Source organism: Caballeronia zhejiangensis, from assembly GCF_000698575.1.
GTDB classification, from domain to species: Bacteria; Pseudomonadota; Gammaproteobacteria; order Burkholderiales; family Burkholderiaceae; genus Caballeronia; species Caballeronia zhejiangensis.
Map to the genome: position 1 here is coordinate 26,279 of NZ_JFHD01000040.1, position 15,918 is coordinate 42,196.

Here is a 15,918-nt window from a genome sequence, read left to right on the forward strand (position 1 = left end):
GAGCGGACATGCAACGATTCATTGGAACGAAAACGGTCAACGCCGTGCCGATGTCGCGCCTCGAGTACAACCAACTGCGCGGATGGACTGTTCCCGAGGACGAAGATCCGTTGGACCCCGGCTATCTCGTCGAATACGTCGATGGAGGCAAGTCGAACCATCCGGACTTCAAGGGCTACATCAGTTGGAGCCCGAAGGACGTTTTCGAGCGCGCGTATTGGAGCGTGAGCGAATGTTCGCTCGGCGGATTCGGTTTCGCTCTCATGGCGCTGCGCGCCGGTCAACGCGTCGCGCGCGCAGGCTGGAACGGCAAGGGCCAGTTCGTCTATCTGGTCCCGCCGGCATCGTATCCGGTGCAGACCGGCGCGGCGAAGGCGTTCTTCGGCGAGGGCGCGATGGTGCCGTATAACGCCTACTTCGCCATTAAGACGGTCGACAACACGGTATCGACGTGGGTGCCGAGCGTGAATGACTGTCTCGCGACGGACTGGCAAATCGTAGAGTAACCACAAGGGACCGACAGTGCTGAAAATTGACCTGAAACCCGGCGAGAGCGTAGAGATCGGCTCGGGAATCATCGTGACGCTCGAAGAGAAGTCCGGCCAACTCGCGCGCCTCGCCTTTCAGGCTCCGAAGTCGGTCCCAATCAAGCGCGTGCAGAGCGCGAGCCCGGCGCAAGTCGCGGCATCGTACGGTCTGAGCGGCCGCGAATAGCATTTTTTTGCCTTCAGTGGTTGCCTTTTAAGACCATCGCGGCGAAAATCCGACCAACGTAGCGCAGGAGTGCGACGTGAACTGTTCAATCCATTCATGGAGCACTCCATATGTCGCAAACCGTCGTCCCATTTGGTGACGTAAAAGCCCAAAAGAAGTGGTCCGCCAATCTGGCGGTCGATGCTGCCAAGAAGTCGTACTTCGAAGGCAAGTTCATCGGCACCGACGACAACTCGGTGATCCAGCGCAAGACGGAACTCGAGCAAGACTCGGGCGACCGTATCTCTTTCGATCTCTGCGTGCAAATGCGCGGCGAGCCCACGTACGGCGACAAGCGCCTCGAGGGCAAGGAAGAGCAACTCAAGTTCTTCACCGACGAAGTGGCGATTGACCAAGTGCGTAAGTCGGCATCCGCCGGCGGCCGCATGACGCGCAAGCGCACGTCGCACGATCTGCGCAAGGTCGCGCGCGATCGTCTCGGCGACTACTTCGGCCGTCTCGTCGACGAACTGATCTTCATGTACCTGTCGGGCGCGCGCGGCGTGAACGCGGACTTCATCGAAGGTCTGACCTACACCGGTTTCGCGAACAACCCGTTCACGGCTCCGGACGCGGACCACATCCTGTATGGCGGTGCCGCAACGAGCAAGGCATCGCTCGCCGCGACCGACACCATGAGCCGCACGCTCGTCGAGCGCGCACAGGTGAAGGCTTCGATGATGCAGGCGATGAATCCGGACACGGCCAACATGGTCCCGGTTTCGGTCGAAGGCACGGAAGATCGTTACGTGCTGCTGATGTCGCCGTTCCAGGAATACCAGCTTCGCACGCAAGACGCTGCCGGCTGGCTCGAAATTCAGAAGGCGGCCGCTGCTGCTGAAGGTCGTAACAACCCGATCTTCAAGGGCGGTCTCGGCATGATCGGCAACACGATCCTGCATTCGCACCGCAACACGATCCGCTTCAGCGATTACGGCGCAGGCGCAAACCTGCCCGCAGCTCGCGCGCTGTTCATGGGCCGTCAGGCTGCTGTCGTTGCGTATGGCTCGAAGGGCGGCCTGCGCTACGACTGGAAGGAAGAAGAGAAGGATTTCGGCAACGAGCCGACCGTCGCTTCGGGCTTCATCGGCGGCATCAAAAAGACGCAGTTCAACGGCAAGGACTTCGGCGTGATCTCGATCGACACGTACGCGAAGGATCCGAACTCCTAAGCCGAACGGGGCCGGGTAACGCCGGCCTCGCGCCTCTCTTCTGCATCCACCGGAGCAATCCATGACTCAACTGCAATCGAAATTCGTGACCGGTCAAAAGACGGTCATCGCGCCTTGCGCGGCCGGCGATGTCGTCGCGCAGACGTTCTACATCGATCTCGCGCAGGCGCTCGCGCTGAACGACGTGATCGAACTGGCGGTGCTGCCCGAGTACAGCCGCATCGTCGATGCGACGCTCGACGTCGACAAGCTCGACACCAACGGCGCACCCGCGATCGTGATGGACATCGGCCTGATGTCCGGCAAGGTCGGCGTGCTCGACAACGCGCGCACGGTCGGCAATGAACTGTTCGCGGCCGACGTGACCGCGAAGAACGGCGGCTTCACGCGCTTGAGCAAGAACGCGGCGCTGCGCATCGCCGAAACCGATCAGGCGCGCTCCATCGGCGTGAAGGTCACGACCGCGCCGGCAACCGGCGCACCGACGGGCCGCGTCGCGCTGACGCTCTTCATCGTCGGCTAAACCGCACCAGCAAACCAGAAGAACACGAAGGGGCTTAACGGCCCCTTCTTTCAAAGGACACCCACATGAACATCGAATGCATCCTGAAGCGTGAAGGCGGTACGAAGGTCGATATCGGCGGAACCGACTACCACTTCGCGCCGATCGCGGACGGCCGCCACGTCGCGTTTGTCGAAAACCAGATCCACATGGCGCGCTTCCTGTCGATTCCGGAAGCGTATCGCCTCGCCGTGGATCTCGCCGCGCAGCAAGCGCAGCAAGCGCAGCAAGCGCCGCAAAGCGCAACGCCGATCAGCGAGTCGACGATTACGTCCGCCCCGCCGCGCCCGATCACGGCTATAGCGCCGTCGGCACCGGCCGCGCCCGTCGTGCAGGCTGCGCCGATCGTGCCGGTTGTACCGGTCGAGCAGACCGGCGCGGGCAATGAAGAATCGGACGACGGCGAGCCGGTCGAGGACAAGTCGGAACTCCGCGCGCTGCTCGCGGCGCAATACAAGGAGAAGTTCGGCAAGGCTCCGCACGGCAAATGGACCGCCGAGAAGATTGAGGCGGCTCTGCAAGGGGAAGCGCAGTAATGGCTATCACCGTGCAGGACGTCATCGATCGCACAAGCGATGTGCTCAACGACGTGGACTTGCTCCGCTGGAAGTTGGAAGAGCGCTTGCGGTGGATTCATGACGCCCTGCGCGAGATTGCCACGCGCAAGCCGTCGGCGATGGAGCAGACGAGCGTATGGACGCTCGTCGCGGGCACGCGGCAGACGGTTCCGGACGACTCGCTTCGTCTGATCGACATGCCGCGCAACATCGCGGCCGACGGCGTGACGCCCGGCTACGCGATCACGCCCACTTCGCGCGCCGAGCTCGACACGCAGATCCCTGACTGGCACATGGCGCGCGTGTCGACGCGCATCCGCCATGTCACCTACGACTACGACGCCGATCCGCTTCACTTCTACGTCTATCCGCCGGCCGCGGACGGCGTGAAGGTCGAGGCGATCAACTGCGCCAATCCTCCCGAACTGACCGCGCTAACGGACGTCTTGCCGATTCGCGACAAATACGTGAGCGCGATCACGTCGTTCGTGCTCTACCGCGCGCTGTCGCGCGAAAGCGAGGACGCGAGCGGGCAACTCGCCGCAGCGCATTACTCGGCGTTCGCGGGCGCGCTCGGCGATGCACAGCAAGCGGCTCAGGCCGCTCAAACAGCAGGAGTGTAAGTGCGCGATCTTGATGTTTTCCTGCCGAAGATCAAGCCGTCGGCGGTCGGTGTGTCCGATCCGGCCGCGTTCGACGCGGTGCGCGACAGCATCGCGGAGTTCTGCCGGCGCACGCGCTTGTGGCGCTTCGACGAGACTTTCGACGTGTCCGCCGCCGAATCGCAGGCGATCTCCGCGCCGTATGGCGCGATGCTCTTCGATATCGAGCGCGTGAACTTCAACGGCGCGAAGCTCGATCCCGCATCGACGCAATGGCTTGACGCGCATATCAACGACTGGCGCACGATGGCGCCGGCCGGAGCGCCGAAGTTCTTCACGCAGACGCAGCCCGGCACGATCACGCTCGTCCCGGCCGCCGCCGGCACCGTGCAGGTGTGGTCGACGCTCGAATTGAGCCAGGACGCCGATCAGGCTCCGGACTTCATTGCTGACCAGCATCGCGAAACCATCGCGCACGGCGCACTCGCGCGCCTTCTCATGCTTCCCGGCAAGCCCTACAGCAATCCGAATCTCGCGCAGCAGAAGCAAATGCTGTACGAGCGGGACATCGACGGCTTGAAGGTGAAGGTTATTCGCGGCCAGCAGCGCGCGCCACTGCGCACCCGCGCGCAATACATGTAACGGTCAATGAACTATCCGCCGATCCCGACCGACTTCATCGACGCGCCGCGCTCGCGCGTCGTCATGGTTGCGCCCGACTCGTCGCCGATGATCGCGACGCTCGCGCAGCGCCAAGAAGAGCAGCTTGACTACGACTTCTTCTTCACACGCTGGCTCTCGCCGACGGACACGATCGCGAGCTTCGCCGCAGAAGTCTCGCCGGCAGATCCATCCGTTGCGATGCCGGGCACGCTCGTCGACGCGTCGGGCACGATCGCGAAGGTTTGGCTGCAAGGCGGCATCGGCGGCATGCGCTATGCCGTGAAACTGACGGCCACGACGGCGCAAGGCCGCGCGTGGGAACAGCAGATCATCTTGAGCATCATCGCCGACCGCCGCGCGAGCGGAGATCCCGACGGGCTCGCCGACAGCGCGGCGGCATCCGCGCTCGCCGCGGCAGAATCGGCACTCGCGGCCGCGAACAGCGAGGCGAACTCGGCTGCGAGCGAGGCAGCGGCAGGGGATAGCGCTGCGCAGGCGCATGCGGACGCGCAAGCTGCGGATGGAAGCGCTGGCGCGGCGCACGACGCGCAGGTTGCCGCCGAGCAAGCGGCCGTCAGTGCCGGCCAATCCGCCGACTCCGCGACGACGAGCAAGAACGCGTCGGCCGACAGCGCGGCTCTGGCTCAGTCGTGGGCGAGCAAGCCGACGGGCACGGTCGACGGAACCAGCTTTTCCGCGAAGGTCTACGCTTCGCAGGCGGGCATCAGCGCCGGCCAGTCGGCGGACAGCGCGCTCGCCGCATCGAACAGCGCAGGCGCGGCGCATACGAGCGAGCAAAACGCCAAGACGAGCGAGCAGAACGTTGCTTCCACGGCCGCGAACATGAACGCGTACATCGCCATCCCGGTGACGGGTCCGGCGATGACGCTCACTGCCGCGCAGTTCTTGAACGCCATCATCGCCTTTACGGGCGTGCTCACGGCCGATACTGTCGTTACGGTGCCGGCCACGTCGCACCCGTTCATGGTCATCAATCAGACCACAGGCGCGTACAAGCTGACTGTGAAGATGCAGGGCGGCACGCAGCAAACGCAGGTGATTCAGGGCTATGCGGGCAATCTCTGCTGCGACGGGCTGACGGGCGTCTATGCCGCATCGTCGGCGGGCGGCAATGCGAATGCTCAACTGAGCAACGTCGTGCCGGCGGCCGGCGCTTCGTTCGTCCCTTTTCCGCACGTCCAAGGCTTTGCGTGGCTGATGCTGCGCGGCTTGTTCCTGAACTACGGGACGGATTACACCGACGATACGAGCGGCTTCTACCTGCAGAACTTCACGGCAGACGGCAAAGAAACGTTCAGCATCTTCTCGCTCAATGCGGTGAGCATCGCCAATGCGTTGCTCGCGACGAACCCTGTGATTGTCTCCGGTGGCCTGACATTTCCGGACGGCTCCACGCAAAACACGGCGCCGCAATCGAGCCGCAACCTGTTCGTAGACGGGCGCTTTGATTCGTGGGTAGCAACAACCGCCGCCTTACCTGTCACCCCGAGCAGCTATGTTGCGGCGACTATGTGGGCGGCCAAGGCTGGTACGGGCGGCGCAGGGACGCTCTCGCAGTTTGACGTCCGCAGCGGAAGTTACACCGGGGATTCAAACCCGATCTACGCACTCGCCTACGCTCAAACGACAGCCTCGACCGGTTCAGTTGCGGGAAGCTCTACAGGCTTGATCCGCCAGTCGATTGAAGGTGTGCATACCGCAGCGGGGAAGTCCGTCACCGTTGGTATCAAGCTGTGGGTTGCGGCGGGGTCGATCACGATTCCGCAGATCTATGCGTTGCAAAATTTCGGCTCGGGTGGCTCGCCTTCGGCTGCTGTGGACTTTTCGAAGGCCGTGAACTGGGTCGTTACGACCACGCCAAAGCTGTTCTCTGTGCGCCTCGATGTCCCGTCTATTGCGGGAAAGGCAATCGGCACGAACGGCAACGACTCGCTATCCATCGGGCTCACTCTGCCGCCGGGCGTCACGTTCACGCTCTACGCGATGGAGCCTCAATGCGAACTGTGCTCGCCGACGTCCTCTTCGGATATCAACGGCAACGGCGGTAGTCCGACGCCGTTCGAGTTCCGCGGGATGCAGCCTGAGCTCGACCGGATCACTCGCTACTTTGAGCGGGTGCATATCTCGTTCCTGTACCAAGCAGCTTCGGCGAACTGCTACGGGGGCACGGTTCTCCCGATGGCTCGCAAGCGGGCGACGCCAGCGCTTGCCTACAGCTTCGCCTCATTCCCTGTCGCGCAGAACGTGCAATCGAGCAACGTGGCGGTGTACTCGGCCTATCAGCTTCGCTTTTACATGCTGTCCGCTGCGGCGGGTGTGTGTGAAGTGCAGAACGGCTATGTCGATTGCGACTGCCGTCTCTAACCACTAGGAGAACTCTATGTCTCAAGCCGTAAATCTGGCACGGCTCTCCGATGTGAACGAGAACCTGCCGCTGTCTAACCGAAACTTCTTCATCGACGGTGCATTCGATAGCTGGTATGGGGCGGCGTCCGCTCTTCCAATCGCATTGACTACCACTGCGCAGTATGTGTCGACCATGTGGGTCGGTTATAGCGGCGCGGGCGGTGCTGGCAATGTGAACTATTGGGCGGGTATGAACACGGCGGCCAGCAACTGGCTTCAATACCTGGACGGCGGCGCCACGTACTGCATGATCTGGAATCAGACCACGGCTTCCACTGGAACCTTGGCCGCTCGCAATCTGCCGTACTTCGCTCAACGTCTCCAGCAAGTTGCCAAGCTCGCAAGCAAGACGGTCACGGTGAGCTTCAAGCTCCAGTGCAGCGCTGGATCGGACTGCGTTATTCCGGGTCTGCTGGCTCATCAGAACTTCGGTACGGGCGGCTCTCCTTCCGCTGCTGTCATTCTCGACAAGGCGGTGAACTGGCGTGTGAAGCTAGGTGATATTCCGCGTCGGTTCTCTGTGCGCCTTGACGTTCCTTCGGTTGCGGGCAAGACGATCGGCACCAACGGCAACGACCTTCTTCAGATCGGTCTGTGGCTTCCGGCCGGATGGACGGGAACGCTGAACGTGATGGAGGCGCAGATTGAGATCAGCAGCCCGAACTGCTCAGATGACCTTAACGGGAACGGCGGCGCCCCGACGGCCTTCGAGTTTCGCGGAAGGAACGAAGAGGCTTTGCGGATTCTCCCGTACTACCGTCAGGTGCAGTCGACTGTTATGCAGCACTCGTCGATTGCCGGGGCGAACTTGGGTTGCCAGTACGTGCTCTCACCGCCGATGCGGTGGACTCCCGCAGTCTCGCTTGCGCGCACCTATACGTCTAACTGCGCGGCCACTTCCTCACACTCGACCAGCGCCGCAGGGACGTTTGTCTATTGCACTGCTACGGCCGCCGGTCAGGTGACTCAGTTCAATGACACAGTAACGCTCGACGCTCGACTCTAAGGAAATTCAAATGACCTACAGACTCACCGCCGATCCCAAAACCATCCAATACGTTGACGGCGCAGGCAGGGAATGGACATTCGACCTTGGGACCGGTCATCGCTTCGAAGATGAATACGAGGCGTGGCTTGCCGAGGGCAACACGGCAGAGCCCTACCAAGTCGGCGAATCGCTCGACGCGCTGAAGGAACGGCTGACCAACGCCATCGACGTGAAGGTCGCGGACATTTATTCGAACTGGATGCGTTTCGCGCAGGAATATCTCGAGCGGCAGGCCGCGGCGCAGGCATTCAAGGATGCGGGCTATGTCGGCGATCCGGGACCGTGGGTGACGGCCTTCGCGGTGCCCGCCGGCAAGACGAATCAGGAAGCAACCGACATCATCCTCGCGCAGTCCGTGATGCTTAACGGCGCGCTCGCGACGCTCGGCGCGCTGCGCATGCGCAAGTACGAAGTCATCGGCGCGGCGGATCCCGCGGCCGCGCAAGCTTCCTATGACGACATCATGGCGAAGATCGATCAAACCGCAGCGCAGATCCACTAAGCAGAGCACGATGAAAGTCGCATTCTTCAAAGGCAAGCATCCGGGCTGGAAGGGCTGGCTTGGCGTGCTTACGAAGTGGTGGACGTGCGGGCCTTACTCGCACTGCGAGTTGGTTTTCGGCACGCAGGCATCGACCGGCCTATCGACCTGCTGGTCATCCACATGGCTCGACAAGGGCGTTCGCTGCGCGCAAATCGTGCTCGACCCGGCCATGTGGGACGTTATCGACGTGCCGACGACGGCCGAGCAGGACGCCGCCGCGCTGGCGTGGTTCAAGGCGAACGAGGGCGCACCGTACGACACGCTCGCGCTATTCGGCTTCCTGTTCCGCCCGCTGAAGGGTGTCGGGAACCGCTATTTCTGCGACGAAGCCTGCCTTGAGGCAATGGGCTTTCCCGAGGCGTGGCGCTATGACCCGAACTCGGCCTATCAGTTGTTGCTTGGAGTGGCGGGGTTGCTCGAGGCAAATGTAAAGTGCGGTATGGTGCCGCACCAACTCGCACCGTTGGAGAGTGTCTGATGACGATGATGAAGCTGGCGAACAATGCCGTATCGAAGCTGGCTGCGGCCGTCGATGCGACCGGGACGACGCTGACGCTCATGCCCGGCGACGGCGTGAAGTTTCCGACGCTCGGCGCGAAGGACGTATTCCCGCTGTACGCAATCAAGTCGGACGGTTCGTACGAGATCATGAAGGCGACGGCGCGAAACGTCGACGTCATCACGGTTGTCCGCGCGCAGGAGGGCACGGCCGCACTGACGCTCGCGCCGAACGATCGAATCGAAGTGCGCATGACGAATGCGGCGTTCGTGGATCGCATCATCCCGGATTCGATGCTCGGCATCATCGCGATGTGGGGCGGGGCGGTCACGGACATTCCCCGCGGGTGGGTGTTGTGCGATGGTACGAACGGCACGATTGACCTTCGCGGCCTGTTTGTCGTCGGCGCCGGAGCGGCAGGTTCGAAATACGCCGTTGGCGCAAAGGGCGGCGTCGATACCGTGGCGCTTACGACGGCGCAAATGCCGGCGCACAATCACGGCATCAACGACCCCGGACATGCGCATGGCGTGTATGACCCCGGCCACAATCACTATGTCAATGATCCCGGCCACGCGCACAGCTCGCCTACGCAAGTTCCTCTTAGTGGGGGTGGTTGGCCGCGCGGCTTCACCGCCGGTGGCGCAGATATTGGCTCATACGGGACGGTCGGCATCAACGGTAGCGGTACGGGCATTTGGCTGAATCCCTCCGCAACCGGCATCCAGATTTACGGCTCTGGCACCGGCATTTCGACCCAAAGCAACGGCTCGGGCCAAGCGCATGAAAACAGGCCGCCGTATTACGCGCTCGCCTATATCCAGTACAAGGGCACGCTCTAATGCCTACGCTGAAACTCACACAGTTCTCCGGCGAGGTTCCGCGCCTGCTGCCGCGCCTGCTTGCGGACACGGCATCGCAGAACGCCGTGAACGTGCGGCTCGAGGATGGAAGCCTGACGCCGGTTCGCCAGCGCAAATTCACCACGACGATTGCGGGTCTTGCGGCCGGTTCCATCCGGACGGTCTACAAGAACGGCGCCGAGTGGCTTGCGTGGACAACCGACGTCGACGCAGCGCCGGGACCGGTCGCGACGGATCGGCTCTACTACACAGGCGACGGTGCGCCGAAGATGCGCGTCGCGGGCGTCGTCTATCCGCTCGCCATTTCGCCGCCGGCCGGCGCGCTCGCGGGCTCTGTGTCCGGATCGGCGACGAGTTCGGATGTCACGACGTTGCTCTACGTCTATACGTGGGTAACGTCGTTCGGCGAAGAGTCTGCGCCGAGCCCGGCATCGAACTTCATCAACTGGCAACCGGGGCAGACGGTCACGCTGTCGGGCTTCGCTGCTGCGCCTGCGGGCCGATCCATCACGAAGCAGCGCATCTACCGCACGCAATCGGGCAACGTGTCGAGCGGCCTGTACTTCGTGGCCGAGCGCGCGGCGAGCTCGGCGAACTATGCCGACGTCGTGAACCTGTCGGCCGCGCAAGAACCTATCCCGTCGATCGATTGGGATCCGCCGCCGGCCACGCTGCAAGGCTTGACGGCATTGCCGAATGGCCTCATGGCCGCGTTCAACGGCAAGGATCTGATGTTCTGCGAGCCGTGGCGGCCGCACGCGTGGCCGGAAAAGTACGTGCTCACGACGGACTATCCAATCGTCGCGATCGGCGCATTCGGCTCGACGATTGCCGTACTCACGACGGGCAATCCGTACGTCGTCACCGGCACGTCGCCGGATTCGATGTCGATGGAGAAGGTCGAGCAGAACATTCCATGCGTCAACGCGCGCGCCGTCGTCGACTTGGGCTATTCGGTCGCGTATCCGTCGAATGATGGGCTCGCGGTTATCTCGTCGTCCGGCGCGAGCGTCATGAGCGACGCGCTCTTCACTCGAAGCGACTGGCAGAAAATGTCGCCCGCGACGCTGATTGCGAGCCAGTTCGCCGGGCGCTACTTCGCTTCGTACGGATACGTCGATACCGACGGCAGGCCGCAGACGGGTTCGTTTCTGGTGGATATGACGGGGCAGACGCCGTTTCTCCTGCGCACCAACCTGAAGGCGGACGCGCTCACGTACGACATTCCGACCGGCGCGATGTTCATGCTGTTCGGGAACGAGGTCTACGAGTGGGATGCGGTCGGGCAGTCCAATGCGACGCTCACATGGAAATCCAAGCAGTTCGTGATGCCGAAGCCGACGAACTTCGGCGCGATCTTCATCGAGGCCGGCGGCACGCGCACGCCCGAAGAGCAGGCGGCGTATGAGCAGCAGATTGCCGATGACAACGCCTGGAACGCCGCGCACTTCCCGAATCCGTCGATCGAAGGTGAGGTCGGCGGTGCGGCGGTCGGCGCGTACGCCGTCGGCGGCGATCTCATGCGCCGCGCCAACGATCGTCCGTTCGTGTCGGTGAACATTTACGCGGACAAGAAGCTCGTCGCCAACGTCTCGACGCTCAACCGCGTCGCGCGCTTGCCGGCGGGCTTCGTGGCGCGCGTGTGGGAGATCGAAGTGAACTCCAACACGCAGATCGCGGAGATCGGCCTTGCAACCAATGCACAGGAGCTTGCACTGATATGAGCGCGGAAAGCATCAATACCGAAAAACTGGAAGTTCTCGCGGGCGATCGCGGCGACCGGAAGAAGGCGGCCGTGCGCCGCGGCGACATCGCGACGACGCGCATGCGCTCGAAGCAACTCACCGCCGCGCCGAGCGCCGCCGACTTCAACGCGCTTCAGGCGGACGTCGCCGCGATCTGGAAGATGCTCGACGGCATCCGCACGTCGCAGTGATTGGCCTATGGTCTTGAAAACCATACAATGTTGCGAAATCGGAACCAAGGGCAGAGCATGATTTTCGCGGACAAGCAAGAAACGCTCGACCTGATGAAAGGCAACAAGCATGCGGCCGACTTCATCGAATTGATCGTCGACATCCTGCACTTTTGGGATGACCTGATCGACCGGGACAAGGTGCTGTCGAACGCGGAGATCAACACGCGCATGTTCGATGTGCTCGTTACGCTGCCGCGCAATCCCTTCTATGCGACCAATTTTGCCTCGCTGAACGTGATCCTGACGAATTCGATCACGAACTGGCAGGTTGCGAACCGCATGGAAAGCGAGGGCGAAGAGTACGAGAAGCGCATCGCTTACATTCTGCGCTCGTCCTACGTCGATCTCATCACGCACGCGGGCCTGTTAGTTGGCGGGCCAGAATGGGCGAAGCACGTCGGGCACAAGATCCGGATGCACGCGCACAAGGAAGGGTACGAGGGCTATCTGGTGAATCTGGAAGCCGAACAAAGCGCGCGCGCCGCGAGGGAGAATCAATAATGTGCTGCTCTTCGAGTGCTTCGGCGCCGGAAGCCGATCCGAAAATCGGCGAAGCCGCGATGATGGAGGCGCAGACCGGGCAAGACATGCTCCAGTATGCGCGCGACACCTACGCGGACTATGCCAAGCGGCAGGATGCGACCGACGCGCTAAATGCGAAGGTGGCAAACGCGCAGTTGGACTCGATGAATTCCAACAATGCGTGGGCGGCGCATCTTCAAGACCGTCAGACGAACACGTTCGAGCCGCTTCAGGATCAATACATCCAAGAAGCGCAGAACTACGACACGCCGGAAAAGCAAGAGGCGGCCGCCGCGCAGGCGAAAGCCGATGTGATGTCGAGCGCCGCGACGAACAACGCGGCGAATGCGCGCTCGATGGCGTCGATGGGTATCAATCCCAACTCGGGCCGATGGGCGGGCACACAGCGCTCCGCCGATCTCTCGACGTCGGTCGCGGCCGCTGGCGCGATGAACGGCGCGCGGCAATCGGTGAAGGACAAGGCCGAAGCCATGCGCGTGAACGCGATCAACATGGGTAACGGCATCGCCGCGAACGCGACCGCGGCATCGGGCACGGCCACGACCGCCGGCAACTCGGCCGTCGGCAACAACCAATCCGGCAACAACGCGTTCATCGCCGGCACCGGAATCATGAACACCGGGTTCAACGGCGCGATGTCCGGCTATCAGGGGCAGGCGGGCGCGCTCAATTCGCAGTACGGCACTCAGGTTCAGGCTTGGGGGCTCGGCCAGCAGGCGCAGGCGTCGAGCAGCGCAGGCATGGGCAATCTCATCGGCACCGTCGCGGGCGCCGGCATCATGGCTTTCTAACTCACGCACACATAAAAATGAACGACATCATCGCGCACCACGCAAAGAACGGCCGCATCGGCCTGCAATTCTCCGGCGGCAAGGATTCGCTCGCCATGCTCTACCTGTTGGAAAAGCATTGGCCGGACCTGACCGTGTATTGGGTGAACGCGGGCGATCCGTTTCCGGAGACGCTCGAAGTGGTCGAGCGCGTGCGCGCGATGGTTCCTCATTTCGTCGAGATCGATGGCGGTCAGCGCGAATCGATCGTGCAGTTCGGCATTCCGACGGATCTGCTGCCGGTGAGCTCGACGCCGATCGGCCTGCATGCGACCGGGCGCGGCACGCTGATGCAGGACCGCTATTCGTGCTGCGTGCGCTCGATCATGCTGCCGCTCGCCAATCGCATGAGCCAGGACGGCATCACGCTTATCGTGCGCGGTCAGAAGAACGTCGACACGCACAAGGGGCCGCTGCGCTCGGGCGACACCGACGGCGGCATCCAATATCTGTTCCCGCTCGAGAACTGGACGACGGAACAGGTGTTCGAATTCCTCGAGGATCGCGGCGTCGAACTGCCGCTCTTCTACAGCACCATGAAGGGTGCGCCGGACTGCATGACGTGCTCGGCATGGTGGGAAGAGGGGCGTGCGCAATACCTGTCGACGCACCATCCGGAGCAGTACGTCATCTACCAGCAACGCCTCGACGTCATCCGCGAGGCGGTGCATGAACACATCGCGGCATTTAACGTTGAGGTGAAGTCGGATGGGCCAGCTTGACGATCAACAGCGCTTTCGACAGGCGCAGTCGCAGCAAGACGCCGAAATGCAGGCTCGGCAAAATGCCGCGTACGCGCAGATCCGCGCGGGTATGCAGCAGGCTGCCGCGCCCAAGGGTGGATTGAATAGCATGCTGTCGATGCGAGGTTCGACAGACACGACGCCGGCCAAGAATGGCATCGCGGGCACCAGCGACTTCGGATCGACGACGCCCGCGATCGGCGCGGGCACTGGCGAGGGCGCGTCGGGCCTGTATGGCATGGGCGGCATGGCTCAGATGGCCGGTGGCGGAACAGGAAACGGACAGTTCACGCTCGGCGGCAGTAGCGCTGCGGTCGGCGGCAGTGCCGCCGCGGGCACGGCATCGCTCGGCAGCGCTGCGCCTGCGGGCGAAACGGGTGGCGGATTCAATGCGGCTCCGAATGGTCCGTGGACGTCGCTTTTCTCTTCCGCGCAAGACTCTTTCAAGTGAGGTAAGGCATGGGATTCAATCTCGGTGCGTTCGGTGGCGGGCTCTCGTCGGGCATCAATAACGGCATTTCGCTTGGCGCGCAGATCCAAGCGGCGAAGGATGCGGCCGCGATCCGCGACCTGCAGCAAAAGGGCATGGAAGAGGCGCAGCAGGCCCGGCAAGATCAGATCGACAAGAGTATTGCGGCGACGGGCATCAAGGGCAGCGCCGATCCGACGGTCGCGACCGACAACGCGAGCGCGGCCGCGGCGAATACGAGCCCGGCGCTCGGCGGTCTGATGGCGGGCGCCGACCCGAGCCAGTCGCCCGCTGCGCAGATGCCGCAGCAGACGGATGTGTCCGCCAAAGGCAGCACGCCGCAGTTCTCGACGACGGCGCCGACGTACGCCGTCAACGGCAAGGAGGTCGGCGACTACGATACCGCGCGCGCGGTCGCGGAAAAGAGCGCGCCGTCGACGATGGATCTGTTCATCAAGAACTCTGTGCCGAAAGTCGCGGCCGCGTATCTCGCGCAGGGCGATGCGCAGAAGGCGCAGGCATGGAATGATTGGGCGGACCAGACGAAGAACAAGCAGCACATGCGCACCTGGGCGCAGGCGTATCAAGCCGCGCAGGCTGGCGACATGGGGACGGCCGTCGACAAGATGGTGTCGCTCTATAACGATAACGTCGACGACGGCATCAGCGTGACGAGCAAGAATCTCGTCAAGGATCAGGACGGCTCGACACACTACGAGATCGGGCTGAAAGACTCGAAGGGCAACGAATGGACGCAGAAGATCGACCAGCGCACGCTTATCGAGCAAGGCATGGCCGGGCTCTCGCCGGACAAGCAATTCGAGATGGTCTATAAGCGTCAGACGGACGCCGACGTTGCGCGTGCGAAGGCCGCAGCAGAAGAGGCGCACGACCAGCGCGTATTCGGCCGCGACATCAAGAAGATCGGCGTTCAGGCGAAGGTCAAGGAAGTTGAGGATAAGCGCGCGCACGAATACAAGAAGGACGAGGAAGCGCAGAAGCAGGGCTTCGAGATCGCGCGCGACGATCGCAAGGCACAGAACGAAAGCGATCTCGAGGATAAGAAGTCGGGCAATCGCATGGCCGAGGACAACAACAAGGCGCAAGTCGAAGTCTCGACGCTTGGGGCCAAGGAAAAGGCCAAGGTCAGCGCAAAGATCGACGCGCTGAAGGCCGCAGGCTACGACGACGATTCGATCAAGGGCATGATGCCGATGCTCCTGAATGCCGAGTCGTACAAGAAGCCGACGTCGCCGGGCGAGGCGCGACGCATGGCGTTCGACGCGCGCATGAAGAACGACTTCAGCTTCGGCCACAAATCGCCGGAAGAGCAGAACCGGATCATCGAGGGCGACATCGCGATCATCAACGGCACTGGCGTAAAGTCTGGCGCTCCGTCCAAGTCTGGTTCGACGACGGCGAATCCGTTTAATCCGGCTGCGGGCGGGCTTGGCGCATCGGCCCCCGCAGCCGCATCGCCGGCAGCCGGCGCGCAATCGAAGGGCATCCCGGTTTACGACAGCAAAACCGGGCAGATCGTCTATCGGTAAGCGTGCTTAGACCGTTGTTTGTGGTTCGATTCCAGCACCATATGCGCTAGAATCGGACCACTTTCAACGGTCGAGGCGCGCTCCGTGGCAGACAATTCGTTTATCCAAAACCCGT

19 protein-coding genes are annotated in these 15,918 nt (G+C 62.6%); all 19 read left to right on the forward strand.

The genetic code is table 11. The annotated features are described in order from the left end of the window. Positions 1-8 precede the first annotated feature (8 nt). Positions 9-506, forward strand: a complete 498-nt coding sequence (locus tag BG60_RS30640) for a DUF2829 domain-containing protein (protein WP_034473803.1) — start codon at positions 9-11, stop codon at positions 504-506. Between the two features lie 16 nt (positions 507-522). After that, positions 523-714: a carbon storage regulator gene (locus tag BG60_RS30645; protein ID WP_034473805.1), complete on the forward strand. Its 192-nt coding sequence runs from the start codon at positions 523-525 to the stop codon at positions 712-714. A 110-nt stretch (positions 715-824) separates the two neighbouring features. Further along, entirely contained in the window at positions 825-1,925 is a 1,101-nt protein-coding gene (locus BG60_RS30650; RefSeq protein ID WP_034473808.1) for a N4-gp56 family major capsid protein, read from the forward strand. Positions 1,926-1,986: 61 nt separating this feature from the next. Continuing rightward, positions 1,987-2,448: a hypothetical protein gene (locus BG60_RS30655; RefSeq protein ID WP_034473810.1), complete on the forward strand. Its 462-nt coding sequence runs from the start codon at positions 1,987-1,989 to the stop codon at positions 2,446-2,448. A gap of 65 nt (positions 2,449-2,513) precedes the next feature. Continuing rightward, positions 2,514-3,023, forward strand: coding sequence for a hypothetical protein (locus BG60_RS30660; protein WP_034473813.1), 510 nt, complete (start codon positions 2,514-2,516; stop codon positions 3,021-3,023). Then, complete coding sequence (locus tag BG60_RS30665) at positions 3,023-3,667, forward strand: phage adaptor protein (protein ID WP_051996738.1); 645 nt, start codon at positions 3,023-3,025, stop codon at positions 3,665-3,667. Before BG60_RS30660 ends, BG60_RS30665 begins: the two co-directional genes overlap by 1 nt. Beyond that, a complete protein-coding gene (locus BG60_RS30670) occupies positions 3,668-4,288 on the forward strand; it encodes a phage adaptor protein (protein ID WP_034473816.1) in 621 nt (206 codons plus the stop codon). Between the two features lie 6 nt (positions 4,289-4,294). Next, the gene (locus tag BG60_RS30675; RefSeq protein ID WP_034473818.1) at positions 4,295-6,694 is read left to right on the forward strand and encodes a phage fiber-tail adaptor protein; all 2,400 of its coding nucleotides are present in this window, start codon (positions 4,295-4,297) and stop codon (positions 6,692-6,694) included. A 16-nt stretch (positions 6,695-6,710) separates the two neighbouring features. Further along, entirely contained in the window at positions 6,711-7,742 is a 1,032-nt protein-coding gene (locus BG60_RS30680; RefSeq protein WP_034473819.1) for a hypothetical protein, read from the forward strand. Between the two features lie 10 nt (positions 7,743-7,752). Next, positions 7,753-8,286 carry a hypothetical protein gene (locus tag BG60_RS30685; protein WP_051996740.1) on the forward strand — a complete coding sequence of 178 codons (534 nt, stop codon included), beginning with the start codon at positions 7,753-7,755 and terminating at the stop codon, positions 8,284-8,286. Positions 8,287-8,296: 10 nt separating this feature from the next. Further along, positions 8,297-8,806 carry a hypothetical protein gene (locus tag BG60_RS30690; RefSeq protein WP_051996742.1) on the forward strand — a complete coding sequence of 170 codons (510 nt, stop codon included), beginning with the start codon at positions 8,297-8,299 and terminating at the stop codon, positions 8,804-8,806. 80 nt (positions 8,807-8,886) lie between these two features. Next, positions 8,887-9,669, forward strand: a complete 783-nt coding sequence (locus BG60_RS30695; protein ID WP_206540330.1) for a hypothetical protein — start codon at positions 8,887-8,889, stop codon at positions 9,667-9,669. Further along, entirely contained in the window at positions 9,669-11,414 is a 1,746-nt protein-coding gene (locus BG60_RS30700) for a hypothetical protein (RefSeq protein ID WP_034473822.1), read from the forward strand. Before BG60_RS30695 ends, BG60_RS30700 begins: the two co-directional genes overlap by 1 nt. Then, positions 11,411-11,626: a hypothetical protein gene (locus BG60_RS30705; RefSeq protein ID WP_051996743.1), complete on the forward strand. Its 216-nt coding sequence runs from the start codon at positions 11,411-11,413 to the stop codon at positions 11,624-11,626. The genes BG60_RS30700 and BG60_RS30705 overlap by 4 nt, the downstream gene beginning before the upstream one ends. 57 nt (positions 11,627-11,683) lie before the next feature. After that, a complete protein-coding gene (locus BG60_RS30710) occupies positions 11,684-12,169 on the forward strand; it encodes a hypothetical protein (RefSeq protein WP_206540331.1) in 486 nt (161 codons plus the stop codon). Next, positions 12,169-13,002, forward strand: a complete 834-nt coding sequence (locus BG60_RS37370) for a hypothetical protein (RefSeq protein WP_034473870.1) — start codon at positions 12,169-12,171, stop codon at positions 13,000-13,002. Before BG60_RS30710 ends, BG60_RS37370 begins: the two co-directional genes overlap by 1 nt. 17 nt (positions 13,003-13,019) lie before the next feature. After that, positions 13,020-13,763: a phosphoadenosine phosphosulfate reductase domain-containing protein gene (locus BG60_RS30720; protein ID WP_034473824.1), complete on the forward strand. Its 744-nt coding sequence runs from the start codon at positions 13,020-13,022 to the stop codon at positions 13,761-13,763. After that, positions 13,750-14,235 carry a hypothetical protein gene (locus BG60_RS30725; RefSeq protein WP_034473825.1) on the forward strand — a complete coding sequence of 162 codons (486 nt, stop codon included), beginning with the start codon at positions 13,750-13,752 and terminating at the stop codon, positions 14,233-14,235. The genes BG60_RS30720 and BG60_RS30725 overlap by 14 nt, the downstream gene beginning before the upstream one ends. Before the next feature lie 8 nt (positions 14,236-14,243). Further along, positions 14,244-15,803 (forward strand): hypothetical protein, encoded by a 1,560-nt coding sequence (locus tag BG60_RS30730; protein WP_051996745.1) that lies wholly within the window; start codon positions 14,244-14,246, stop codon positions 15,801-15,803. The last annotated feature ends 115 nt before the right edge of the window (positions 15,804-15,918 follow it).

Excerpts from the sequence above, each read along its gene's own strand:
- BG60_RS30640 (WP_034473803.1), top strand. The coding sequence starts at position 9 with ATGCAACGATTCATTGGAACGAAAACGGTCAACGCCGTGCCGATGTCG.
- BG60_RS30650 (WP_034473808.1), top strand. The coding sequence starts at position 825 with ATGTCGCAAACCGTCGTCCCATTTGGTGACGTAAAAGCCCAAAAGAAG.
- BG60_RS30655 (WP_034473810.1), top strand. The coding sequence starts at position 1,987 with ATGACTCAACTGCAATCGAAATTCGTGACCGGTCAAAAGACGGTCATC.
- BG60_RS30660 (WP_034473813.1), top strand. The coding sequence starts at position 2,514 with ATGAACATCGAATGCATCCTGAAGCGTGAAGGCGGTACGAAGGTCGAT.
- BG60_RS30665 (WP_051996738.1), top strand. The coding sequence starts at position 3,023 with ATGGCTATCACCGTGCAGGACGTCATCGATCGCACAAGCGATGTGCTC.
- BG60_RS30675 (WP_034473818.1), top strand. The coding sequence starts at position 4,295 with ATGAACTATCCGCCGATCCCGACCGACTTCATCGACGCGCCGCGCTCG.
- BG60_RS30680 (WP_034473819.1), top strand. The coding sequence starts at position 6,711 with ATGTCTCAAGCCGTAAATCTGGCACGGCTCTCCGATGTGAACGAGAAC.
- BG60_RS30685 (WP_051996740.1), top strand. The coding sequence starts at position 7,753 with ATGACCTACAGACTCACCGCCGATCCCAAAACCATCCAATACGTTGAC.
- BG60_RS30690 (WP_051996742.1), top strand. The coding sequence starts at position 8,297 with ATGAAAGTCGCATTCTTCAAAGGCAAGCATCCGGGCTGGAAGGGCTGG.
- BG60_RS30695 (WP_206540330.1), top strand. The coding sequence starts at position 8,887 with ATGCCCGGCGACGGCGTGAAGTTTCCGACGCTCGGCGCGAAGGACGTA.
- BG60_RS30700 (WP_034473822.1), top strand. The coding sequence starts at position 9,669 with ATGCCTACGCTGAAACTCACACAGTTCTCCGGCGAGGTTCCGCGCCTG.
- BG60_RS30705 (WP_051996743.1), top strand. The coding sequence starts at position 11,411 with ATGAGCGCGGAAAGCATCAATACCGAAAAACTGGAAGTTCTCGCGGGC.
- BG60_RS30710 (WP_206540331.1), top strand. The coding sequence starts at position 11,684 with ATGATTTTCGCGGACAAGCAAGAAACGCTCGACCTGATGAAAGGCAAC.
- BG60_RS37370 (WP_034473870.1), top strand. The coding sequence starts at position 12,169 with ATGTGCTGCTCTTCGAGTGCTTCGGCGCCGGAAGCCGATCCGAAAATC.
- BG60_RS30720 (WP_034473824.1), top strand. The coding sequence starts at position 13,020 with ATGAACGACATCATCGCGCACCACGCAAAGAACGGCCGCATCGGCCTG.
- BG60_RS30725 (WP_034473825.1), top strand. The coding sequence starts at position 13,750 with ATGGGCCAGCTTGACGATCAACAGCGCTTTCGACAGGCGCAGTCGCAG.
- BG60_RS30730 (WP_051996745.1), top strand. The coding sequence starts at position 14,244 with ATGGGATTCAATCTCGGTGCGTTCGGTGGCGGGCTCTCGTCGGGCATC.